Raw genomic sequence first — 11,589 nt, 5'->3', positions numbered from 1 at the left:
AATTTTTAGTCTAGAACTTAAAAACTCTTATCATGCAATAGGTATCATTTTATTTACTTTTTTTGCCATTTACAAAATAAAAAATAAACGCTATACATTACTTTAATAAAGAAAGCTATTAACCATGAGTGTGGGCTAAATTAAATTGTTTTTCAGCAGTATAATTAATGCTTTCAGCAATAAGATAATCTAAAAAAGTTTTAGCTACTACTGATAGTTTTTTGCCTGATAAATAGGTGACATACCAACTTTCTTGAATGGGAAAATTTTTCACATCCAAAATACATAATTCTTCATAACAACTAGAAGTTAAAGTATGCTTAGAAAGCACTGAAAGCCCTAAACCGCCCATAATAGCTTGTTTAATAGCCTCATTACTGCCTAATTCTAGGCGTACTTGAATATCCAATTTGTTATCATCAAATATTTTTTGAATTACCTTTCTAGTATTAGAACCAATCTCCCTTAAAATAAAAGGAAAAGGTTGTAATTCCTCTAAAGAAATATTTTTTTGATTGCTTAAAATATGATTTTTTGGAGCCACCACCACCAGAGGATTATCTAAGAAAGCATATCTTTCCAAATCAATATCTTCAGGGGGTTTACTGAGGATATATAAATCATCTTTATTGTCCAACATTCTTTGATGGATTTGTTGATGATTGGTAACTTGTAAAGATATATCTACATGGGGATAAAGTTGGCAAAAAGAGCCTAATAAACGAGGAACAAAATATTTTCCTGTGGTAACGACTGTTAAACATAGTTTTCCTTCCTTTACACCCTTTAAATCAGCCACTGTCATCTCAAAATTATCAAGTCTTGCAAAAATCTCATGGCAAGTATTTAATAATTCTTCCCCAGCATTTGTCAAATAAAGTTGTTTTCCTATTTGCTCAAATAATGGTAATCCTACCGTTTGAGTTAACTGTTTTATCTGACTCGATACCGTTGGTTGTTTAATAGACAATTCCTCGGCTGCCTTGGTGAAACTTTGCAAACGGGCAACGGTTTCAAAGACTTCTAATTGGTGCAAGGTTGCATGAATCAAAACAATCCTCCAAACCTTTAATAATATAAGTCAATGATAATGGTTACGATAGATTTTTGTCAATGGTAGTGTATTTGAAATAGATTTTTGTTTATGATGCTACTGATTAAGAAAATTGATATGTAAAATGTGATGAAAACTTGTAGTGATGGGGGTGAGTAATGATTTTGACTTAATGGCTTAAGAATCTGAGTGATTAATTTTATCTAAAATATCTTTGATTAAAATTTCTTTGACAAAAATTTGAGAAATAATGGTGAGGGGTAAAGCTAAAAATAAACCTAATATGCCTAATAAGCTACCAAAAAAAACCTCTCCAATAATGACATTTGCAGGAGATAATATAACTCTATGTTTTCTTACTTTAGGTAAAATTGTATATTCAATTATTTGATAGATGATAATATAAAACATTAAAATAAACCATGGTTTCCATGACGATGTGATAAATGCGATCGCCATGGGAGAAATTACACTAATGCTAGGGCCAACATAGGGAATCAAAACCAAAAAACCAGCCAAAAAACCTTGAACCCAAACAAGGGGAATACCAAAAATAAATAGCACAAAAGAACTTAAAATAATAGCACTAAAAATTCTAATTAAAGTATCCGTTAACCACTCCTGTAAATCATTCTCGCAATAGATCAAAATTTTATCCATACGATGGCGATAAAACTGAGGAAATAAACGAATAAAACCATTACGATAAGGAAGAGGCTCTACCAAGATCATTAAAGTTAAAGCTAACAATAATAAACTACTTAATAAAATCCCTAAAAATCCTGAAACAAAATTAAACCCTCTACTTATTAACTCATTTAAAATGGGTTGTAATTGAGATAAAAGCTGGTCTAAATTAGGTAAAGCATTAACAACATCTAAAGAAAGACTATCTCTTAAATTATTTAACTCTAATATTAATTTATCAATTCCCTTTGGAACTAACTTAGATAACTCCTCAAATTGAGTAATTAAAGAAGGGACAACCAAACTACCAAATAAAAAAATAGTTCCTAATAAACAAAAAATAGATAAAGGGACGGCATATTTTCTTTTCAGGCCAAAACGTCCCATTTGAATTATCAAAATGTTAAGACTAATTGCCAGAACTATTGCGGTTAACGCCAACAAGAGTAATTGTTTAACCTGCCAAATAATATAAATTAAAATAATAACAAGGGAAAAGCTTACCCATTTTGCAAAATTCATGGCTATTAACCTTTATTTATAGTTCGATAAACTAAAAGCAAAAATACGACGATAGTAGGGATAAAAACTATGGGTAAAGCGAACTGTGTTTGACTAAGTAAATCGAAATTACTGAGAACATATTTAATAATAAATGAGATTATTCCAGAAATTACAAATACCTTCAGAATGAAAAAAAAGGAGTTATTAAAAGTCATTGTTAGGGTGAATAAAATTAAACATCGTCAAACACAATATCATCAAACCAGATGAAAAATTAGCTTAATTTTTTCTTAATAAATCCTACTAACTGATTGATTTGTTTTTTCAACTTATCGACTTCCGCTTCTAAATGGGCAACTCGTGCATTTAATTGGGCTGTATCTGCATCATCCCCAGAACTCGTTGCAGTGGCAGACTTTTGAGGTACTGACTGTTGCAATACTTGAGCCAATTTTTTAGATCTTTCCATGGAATCCCGAATACCTTGTACCAACTGTTTTTGGTCGAAAGGTTTTTCTAAAAAGGCAAAATATTCAAAAGGTTCAGGAATTTTGTCAGTTACTTCGTCCTTTCTTCCAGACATTAACAAAAGAGGAATTGCTCTGAAATGAGGGTTTTTTTGAATTTCTTGATACACATCCCAACCACTCATTTTAGGTAAGAAAAAATCTAACATAATTATTTGAGGCTTCGTGGTTTTTAACAATTCCATACCCTGTAAACCATCCTTTGCCTCAACCACATCAAACTTTCCTGGAGGTAACATATCCTTTACAGTACGTCTAATTACCATACTGTCATCAATGACTAAAATTGTACGATTTGCCACAATAAATGAACTCCTTTTTTTTTGATAGCTATGTTCAAACTTTATCAAGTTTATCAAAAACCAGAGCGACAAAACACAATTAAATCCTTGAGCATTTAACTTTTACCGTGGTTGTCCTTGCTATATAATAGCCACTGACTAACAATCAACCTATTCAATATACATAAAATAATATAATAATGACTACTCGTGTAATCATAGTTCGTCATGGGCAAAGTAGCTACAATGCACAAAGGATGATTCAGGGGCGCTGTGATGAATCAGTTATCACAGAAAAAGGACGTAAACAAGCTGAATTACTAGGACAAACTCTTAGTAAAGTTAATTTTGCTGGTTTTTATAGTAGCCCCCTCCAAAGAGCAACCGAAACCGCTAATATTATCAGGGAAGCCAATGAACATAATCCCAGTTTGACTGTATTAGAAAAATTAAAAGAGATTAATCTACCCCTTTGGGAAAAATGGAAAAAAGAAGATGTTAAACAACAATTTCCCGAAGAATATAAAACTTGGAAAGAAAAACCCCATGAGTTGAAAATGGCGGTTGATGGGAAAGAGTTTTATCCTGTGTTGGATTTATATGCCCAAGCCCAAGAATTTTGGCGGGTGATTATTCCCAAACATCAAGGGGAAACTATCTTTATTGCAGCCCATAATGGCATTAACCGTTGTTTACTCATGAGTGCTTTGGGCATTCCTGCTAGTCATTATCACAGTATTCAGCAGTCTAATTGTTGTATTAATGTTCTTAATTTTACGGGTAATTTTGGAGATCCTGTTCAATTAGAATCTTTGAATCAAACTGCCCATTTGGGTACTCCTATTCCTGATTTTCGTCCCCAAGAAGGTGCGGTTTTACGGTTGTTGTTGGTACGTCATGGGGAAACGGAATGGAATAGAATGTCTCGTTTCCAAGGGGTTAAGGATATTCCTCTTAATGAGAATGGTAGAAAACAAGCTCAGAAGGCGGGTGAGTTTCTCAAGGATGTATCCATTGATTTTGGGGTAACTAGCCCTCTTTCTCGCCCCAAAGAAACTGCGGAAATTATTTTACAACACCACCCTGATGTTAATTTAAGTACCAAAAAAGATCTTGAGGAAATTTCCCATGGTTTATGGGAAGGAAAACTAGAAGCTGAAATTGAAGCGGATTATCCTGGTTTGTTACAGGAGTGGAAGGATAAACCTGAAACGGTGCAGATGCCTGAAGGAGAAAATTTACAGCAGGTATGGGATAGGGCTATTGAGGCTTGGCAGGAGGTTGTTAGGGAAAATTTAGATTCTAGTCAGAGTAAGACGGGAATTGTCGTTGCCCATGATGCTATTAATAAGGTGATTATTTGTTATCTTTTGGGGTTACAGGCAAGTAATTTCTGGAATATTAAGCAGGGTAATGGCGCCGTGACTGTAGTGGATTATCCTCAAGGGATAGATGGTATGCCTGTTTTACAGGCTGTTAATTTAACTAACCATTTGGGGGGTGTTTTTGATCAAACGGCGGCAGGGGCTCTGTAATTAATTGATAATGGATAATTGACAATTAATCGGTAATTAACCTCAATTCGGGATAATAATTATGGGTATCGTTTAGTGTCAGGCTTGATGGTGAAAAGTTTACGGCGGTTTTCAAATTGCTAAATAACACCCAGAAATGGTGAAAAATATTCAATTCACTATTGCCCATTGCCTATTCCCTATTGCCTACCTTAACTAGAAAATGTTATCCCGAACTCAGGTTAATTAGTAAGTTGGGTGGAGGTAACAAAGCCCAATTTATAAGAGTTTTGAAGTATAAGAATTTTATAGAAAAAATATATAGATAATGACGACTGATAATTTTTTGTGGTTACATCGGGGGGTTAGTGATGTTTTTCCTAATCAACCTGATTCGGATTCGATGGATGATAATTTAGAACAATTATGTTTAAAATCTGATAATCCTTTGCGGGTAAAATTGGGAATTGATCCCACAGGAACTGATCTACACTTGGGACATAGTATCCCTTTTCGTAAGTTAAGGGCTTTTCAAGATCAAGGACATACCGCCGTTGTAATTATAGGGGATTTTACTGCTCAAATTGGAGATCCTACGGGAAAAGATAAGGTAAGAAAGCAGTTAACTCCTCAGCAGGTGAAGGAAAATGCGGAAACTTATCTAAATCAATTACGCCCTATCCTCGATTTTGATACTCCTGGCCGCTTGGAGATTCGTTACAATTCGGAGTGGCTTTCTGGCCTTGATTTGGGCAAAATTCAAGAGCTTTTGGCTACGATGACGGTACAACAAATGTTGGCAAAGGAGGGTTTTAATAATCGTTATACTCAGGAAACTCCTATCTATCTTCATGAGTTTTTATATCCTTTGATGCAGGGTTATGATTCTGTGGCGGTGGATGCGGATGTGGAATTAGGGGGTACTGATCAAAAGTTTAACATTGCGGTGGGTCGTGATTTGCAAAAGTATTTTGGGAAAAAACCTCAGTTTGGGGTACTTTTACCGATTTTAATTGGTACGGATGGGGAGCAAAAGATGTCTAAATCTTTAAACAATTATGTGGGTTTAAAGGAAGATGCTTTATCGATGTATTCTAAGTTGGAAAAAACCCCTGATTCTTTGTTACAAAATTATTTTGAGTTGTTGACAGATTTATCTTTGAGTGATATTCCCGAAAATCCGCGGGAGGCTCAAAAAATGTTAGCGGTGGAAATTGTGGCTCAATATCATGGTAAGGAATCAGCTTTAACTGCGCAACAAACAGCGTTAGATTTAGTAAAACAGCAAAATATGGGAAATGCCGAAGCTGTACCCAAGTTTTCCCTTAGTTCGGTGGAATTTCCCGCTAAGTTGTTTTATATACTCAATGCGGCTGGGTTGGTGAGTAGTAGCGGTGATGGCAGAAGACAGATTCAGGGAGGTAGTGTACGGTTAGAGGGCGATCGCATTTCTGACCCTAATTTTACTGTGGAAAATAGCCAAGATTTGGAGAACAAAATTTTGCAGGTGGGCAAGAAAAAATTTATCCGTTTGGTTAAATAAACAACATAGGGACAGAATATTTTACGTCCCTATAAAACAAAACTTATTTCCTTTTTAACTTTTCGCAAAATCAATATTTGTATTTAAAAAACTACTCTAAATATTGTTAGCTGATTATCGATTAGTAAGTTTTAATGCAATGGTTAGAAAAAATATAAAATTTTTACTATTAATAAACTTTCATGCTGAGTAGAGCATTATCATAGAAACGAAGACCCATATATTATAAGCAAATGATTATTAAAAAAATAATATCCTGCATACTCATTTTTTCCCTGAGTCTCACGCTCAGCAGTTGTAACGATACCATTGATAGCGTCCAAGCCTTTAATACTAATAATGCCCCCATTCCCAAAGTTGATAACATAGCGGAGGTTGCCCCCCCAAAATTAATTCAAGAATTAAACAAAACTTTCCTCTCAAAACAACCTCAAGTTAGTATCATCAGCCCTAGTAATGACGAGATTCTTTCCACCACTACTGCTGAAGTAAAACTAGAAATAAACGGCTTAGATATTTTCAAAAATGAAGAATTGCAGATGGGGCCCCATTTACACTTTTTCCTTGATGATCAACCCTATCAGGCAGTATATGATACCAATCAGCCCCTTATCTTATCAGATTTAGCCCCCGGCACCCATACCATTAGGGTTTTTGCTTCTCGCCCATGGCATGAAAGTTTTAAAAACTCAGAGGCTTATGCCCAAGCAACATTCCATGTTTTTACTCCCACCGAAGACAATAATCCCTCTGGTAGTCAACCCCTCTTAACCTATAGTCGCCCCCAAGGAAACTATGGTGCAGAGCCTATTATGCTTGACTTTTATCTTACTAATGCCCCTTTACACCTAGTTGCCCAAGAAAGTCAGGATGATGGCATTCAAGATTGGCGTATTCGGGTAACTGTCAATGGGGAAACTTTTTTGTTAGACACATGGCAACCTATTTATTTAACTGGTTTTAATAAGGGGGAAAACTGGGTAAAATTAGAGTTTATTGATGACCGTGGTGATGTGATTAAAAACTCTTTTAATAGCACTGTAAGAGTAATTAATTATGATCCTAAAATCAAGGATACTTTATCTAAATTAATGACCGATAAAATTAGTTTAAATAAGGCAAAAGTTATTACTATTCCTTCTTATGTTCCATCTCCTGAATCTATAGTAAAAGAGGATGAAATTGTTGAAGAAAACATTGCAAAAGATGAACCTATTTCGGAGAAAGAAAAAGCTAAAGAAGATGAAGCTAATTCTGTAATCAAAGAGGAAAAGGTTGAAAAGAAAAAAGATGCTACTAAAAACATCAACCCCATACCTAAAGATGAAAAACTAGAAGAGAAAAACATAGTTTCAACGGAAGATAATGCTATTTCTGAGGAGGAAAAATTAGGGGAAGAAAATACAGAAGTAGAGGATTTTGTTGATGAAATAATTGATAATGCTTTAAGTGAAGAGAATGAAGTTAATCCAGAAGAAAAAAATAAATCTTTAGAGGAAATTATTACCGAAGAAATTATTGATGTGTCACCCCTTGATGATAAGGAAATGGAGGTAGTTTCTAATGGTGATGAGACACTCGAGTAGCATCTATAATTAAATCGATTTGGGCAAGGAATAATAAGGGACATAAGCCCCTTGCCCTTCTTTATAGAAGTCTGAGTGAAATAAAATCTATAATTAATTTCACCAACCTATTTACCATTAATTGATAAAATTAATTGTGGTGTGTTAATAATAATTTTACTTAAAGTGCTTAACTATTTTAAATTTTATCTTTCCTATTTATAACTGTAGTTTAGACTAAGAAAAAATTGTAAGAGAATAAGTAAGCTAACAAAGATTAGCTCAAAAACGCTATAAATGAATTTAATAATGGCTTAAAAGTTATTTTTTTGGTCTTTTTTTAGTCTTAGATAAACGCTTTTTAACCGTAGGATAAACTTTAGCTTTGTTTCTTTTTCGACCTTTAGGCCAGCCATGGGATTTTCCCCGACTTTTAGGAGAAAGGGTAGGACTTCCAATGTCCATCAATAATGAAGTCATAGACAGAGCCACTCTTCCGGGGGTTAAATTCTGTTGAGGTTTTTGCCATGGCAGATGATATTCTTTGACTAAATCCTTGGATAACCATAACTGCCAAGTAATATTGACAATTAAATTGCTCCACCTTTGACAACTCTCAGGGGTGCGAAAATGGGGTAACGTCCAATGTAATCTTTGCTTGGCGAAACGATACCAGTGGTCCACACCAAATCGTCGGCTGTATTGAATCCAAATATTGGAAGAAGATAAAAATTGCTCTCCCACCCAGATTAACCACAGTGGGCGATGTAAAGCACCAGTTTTTTTCTGCTTCAATCGTTCAATTTTAAACAGGGTTAGCTTTTGTGAAGGGGCATTGTAGAAATGAAGTTCTTTCCATTTACTCATCCGTATTGTTCCTAGGGATGAGTCTTCCATTTCTAATATTTCATGGGCATGGGGAAAATGGTCACATTGATTTAATTTCAACTTTGCCCCATGTTTTTTCGGTCTGCCTCTACCGCTATAGGCTGGAGGATTACCATAAAGACATAGATTAGAACGTACTCTAATCAACTTACTGATTTCAATATCTGCGGTTTGCTTAATAAATTTGCCATTGCCATACTCACAATCCAACACCACCAATTTCGGTTTATTTTCTGGCAATTTTCTACACACTTGCCTTAGTTGCCATGTTGCTTTACCCAGAGGATTTTCAAAGGATGTGATTCTTTCATGTCTTAAAGGTAATGCCCAACTTCCTTTCTCATTCAATGGTGGTAACCAAGCGATGGTGCTATATCCTTGTCCTATGACCGATGAATTGATGGATGACGAAGAATATTGATAACCTCTATCTTTCATGGTGGGACTATCTTCAAACTTCCACTGAGTATGATCTATACCTAGTAATGTATATTCTAAGGTGTCTATTTCTTGAATATATCGTTTCATCAATTTGTTGCTGTTCGGACGACAATCTTTTATGGCTTCATAGGTACTACACCATTGCCGATGGAAAAAAGGTGATAAAGAAAAATCTGCCAAACTACGAGCATTTTCCGTGGTCATAACACTATCCATCAATTGAAAAGTGGCATCTTTACCTTTGACTAACATTTCATAGGTGTCATGACGGAAATTTTCCAGTCTGCTATATTTGTTCATAGAGAGAAGATTTTATTTTTGCTTATTTATATTTTCTCTCTATTTTTCTTTTATGTCTTGTCCTTCCTTGCTCCACTTTCCATTTAGTCTAAACTACAGTTATAAGAATTTTAGCTAATAATATTTTGACTTTTTATTGATTTTAAAATTAAACAGTCAAGATTACTATTCTAGTTTAAAAGATGAATAATATATGAAATAATATTTTTAATAGTTAATTATCTATTTTTAGTGTTATTCAAATTAATAATTAAATAGTTATGGCAGGGCATAGTAAGTGGGCAAATATCAAGAGACAAAAAGCAAGGGTAGATGCAAAAAAAGGTAAGACTTTTACCCAACTTTCTCGGGCTATTATTGTGGCAGCCCGTAATGGTATTGCTGATATTGATGGTAATTTTCAACTGCGCACGGCGGTAGAAAAAGCTAAGGCTGCAGGAATACCTAATGATAACATCGAAAGGGCGATCGCCAAGGGTGCTGGTACTTATAATGATGGTGAAGCCAACCTAGAGGAAATCCGCTATGAAGGGTATGGCATTGGGGGCGTTGCGGTATTAATTGAAGCCCTAACAGATAATCGTAATCGCACCGCAGCGGATGTGAGGGAAGCCTTTAGTAAAAACGGGGGCAACTTGGGGGAAACTGGTTGTGTGAGTTGGATGTTTGACCATAAAGGGGTGGTATTATTGGAAGGAGAAATTAACGAGGATAAACTATTAGAAGTATCTCTCGAAGCTGATGCCCAAAGTTATGAAATCATTGATGAGGAAGATTATCAAGGGGCAGAAATTTTTACTGAAGTAGCTAATTTAGAAAATCTTAATCAACAATTAAGGGATAATTTTTTAGTCAAAGAAGCAGAATTACGTTGGATACCTAATAATTTTGTAGAGATAAATGATCCCGAACAAACAAAATATTTATTAAGATTAATGGATGCTTTAGAATCCCTAGATGATGTTCAAAATGTGACTGCTAATTTTGAATTAATTGATGATGAATAATTATTGAAAATTTTGCTTAGAATAAGGGATATTTTGATCCAAAAAAATCCTTCATTAAGATGATAAAAAAAAATTATTTTATCTGTATTGCTTTATTATTTAGTAGCTTTAGTAGTCACATAAAAGCAGAGTCTGTCAAACCCAATATCAATCAAACCGATGTATTCGCTCAAAATCCCAAAAAAAATCTTGCCCCCATACCCCTAGATAGTACAAAAGCAGATAATTTTATCGATATAAGAGGCATGGGAGACTCTGGCATGGCATTAACCTATCGTCAACCCCCTTCCCCCGACAGTAACTTAGGGGATGGACTACCAGCCAATTTTGGAGTAAGATTAGACCGTCTTGATGCCACAGGGAAATCTTACCGAGGAGATTTATCTTTTCTCAATTGGGAAAATGTGGTAGGCATTCGCTGTAATACTTTTAGGGGTACTTCCAGCCGAAATTCTTTTACTTTTGTATCCCATCCAGAAAACCTTGCCCAAGCCTATGAGAGAGGCTTTAATTTAATTGGTTTAGCTAATAATCATAGTTGGGATTGCCCAAGGGGAGAAAACGGTTTGGATGGGGCATTAATGACGGCTTCTCACATGGCAAATTTAACTCAAAATCTTGGGGCTAATTGGTTATGGCATGGGGTGGGCAAACCCCAAGAGAAAAATGTGGCGGTGGTGCAAACCATGGAGATAAAAGGGCGTAGTGTGAGGGTTGCTTTTGCTAGTTTATACTTGGGGGGAGCTTGTAATAATATTACCTGTATTAGTGATCGAGATGCTATATTGCGATCGCTCCGAGATGCCCATGCAGACATCAGAATTTTATCCCTTCACAGTTGGAAGGATCAAACCCAACAACAATTAGTTAACCTAGGAAGTAGCTTCATTCGTCAGTATAACGGAGATATAGTCTTTGGTCATGGTCCCCATGTATGGCGCCCCGTCACCATCGTTAACAAACTATCAGGAAAACAGGGAATCATGTTTCAAAGTTTAGGAAACTTCATTCACCCCAACCTTCGGGCAAGGGGGCAAGATATGATAGGAAGAGTTTTGATAGATGCTGATACCTTTGAAATCAGACAAGTGCAGGGAATACCATTACGAGTAAATAGTGCATCTGCCACCTTTGAAGGCTCACCAAATCCCTCTACTATACCCACTAATAATTTTACTTGGCGGCCTATAAATAGCCCTGAATGGCAAGAAGATGTTAGCCCTCACATTAGGGGAGTATATGTCAATTTACCCTATTAATTATTAGTTTTCGAGTAGG

The 11,589-nt window shown here is 35.4% G+C and carries 9 protein-coding genes; 5 read left to right on the top strand and 4 right to left on the bottom strand.

The window, feature by feature from the left end:
* Positions 1 to 118 precede the first annotated feature (118 nt).
* The 3 genes from A5482_RS13910 to A5482_RS13900 all read right to left on the bottom strand — a co-directional run bounded on the left by A5482_RS13910 (position 119) and on the right by A5482_RS13900 (position 3,074).
* Positions 119 to 1,051, bottom strand: a complete 933-nt coding sequence (locus tag A5482_RS13910; RefSeq protein ID WP_069791357.1) for a LysR family transcriptional regulator — start codon at positions 1,049 to 1,051, stop codon at positions 119 to 121.
* A gap of 180 nt (positions 1,052 to 1,231) precedes the next feature.
* Positions 1,232 to 2,263, bottom strand: coding sequence for an AI-2E family transporter (locus A5482_RS13905; RefSeq protein WP_069791358.1), 1,032 nt, complete (start codon positions 2,261 to 2,263; stop codon positions 1,232 to 1,234).
* Positions 2,264 to 2,519: 256 nt separating this feature from the next.
* Complete coding sequence (locus A5482_RS13900) at positions 2,520 to 3,074, bottom strand: response regulator (RefSeq protein ID WP_069791362.1); 555 nt, start codon at positions 3,072 to 3,074, stop codon at positions 2,520 to 2,522.
* A 179-nt stretch (positions 3,075 to 3,253) separates the two neighbouring features.
* Between A5482_RS13900 and A5482_RS13895 the strand changes: the two genes are divergently transcribed.
* From A5482_RS13895 to A5482_RS13885, 3 genes are all read left to right on the top strand, one after another.
* A complete protein-coding gene (locus A5482_RS13895) occupies positions 3,254 to 4,588 on the top strand; it encodes a histidine phosphatase family protein (RefSeq protein ID WP_069791359.1) in 1,335 nt (444 codons plus the stop codon).
* A 307-nt stretch (positions 4,589 to 4,895) separates the two neighbouring features.
* Positions 4,896 to 6,110, top strand: coding sequence for a tyrosine--tRNA ligase (tyrS, locus tag A5482_RS13890; RefSeq protein ID WP_069791360.1), 1,215 nt, complete (start codon positions 4,896 to 4,898; stop codon positions 6,108 to 6,110).
* Between the two features lie 233 nt (positions 6,111 to 6,343).
* Entirely contained in the window at positions 6,344 to 7,696 is a 1,353-nt protein-coding gene (locus A5482_RS13885; protein ID WP_069791361.1) for a hypothetical protein, read from the top strand.
* A 300-nt stretch (positions 7,697 to 7,996) separates the two neighbouring features.
* Here the strand turns inward: A5482_RS13885 and A5482_RS13880 are convergent, their stop codons facing one another.
* Entirely contained in the window at positions 7,997 to 9,304 is a 1,308-nt protein-coding gene (locus tag A5482_RS13880; RefSeq protein ID WP_446684748.1) for an NF041680 family putative transposase, read from the bottom strand.
* Between the two features lie 260 nt (positions 9,305 to 9,564).
* Between A5482_RS13880 and A5482_RS13875 the strand changes: the two genes are divergently transcribed.
* Positions 9,565 to 10,311: a YebC/PmpR family DNA-binding transcriptional regulator gene (locus tag A5482_RS13875; protein ID WP_069791558.1), complete on the top strand. Its 747-nt coding sequence runs from the start codon at positions 9,565 to 9,567 to the stop codon at positions 10,309 to 10,311.
* Between the two features lie 59 nt (positions 10,312 to 10,370).
* A complete protein-coding gene (locus tag A5482_RS13870) occupies positions 10,371 to 11,570 on the top strand; it encodes a CapA family protein (RefSeq protein WP_069791557.1) in 1,200 nt (399 codons plus the stop codon).
* Positions 11,571 to 11,589 lie beyond the last annotated feature (19 nt).

Source organism: Cyanobacterium sp. IPPAS B-1200, from assembly GCF_001747005.2.
In the GTDB taxonomy this organism is placed as follows: domain Bacteria; phylum Cyanobacteriota; class Cyanobacteriia; order Cyanobacteriales; family Cyanobacteriaceae; genus Cyanobacterium.
This window is presented reverse-complemented; position numbering and strand designations above follow the sequence as displayed.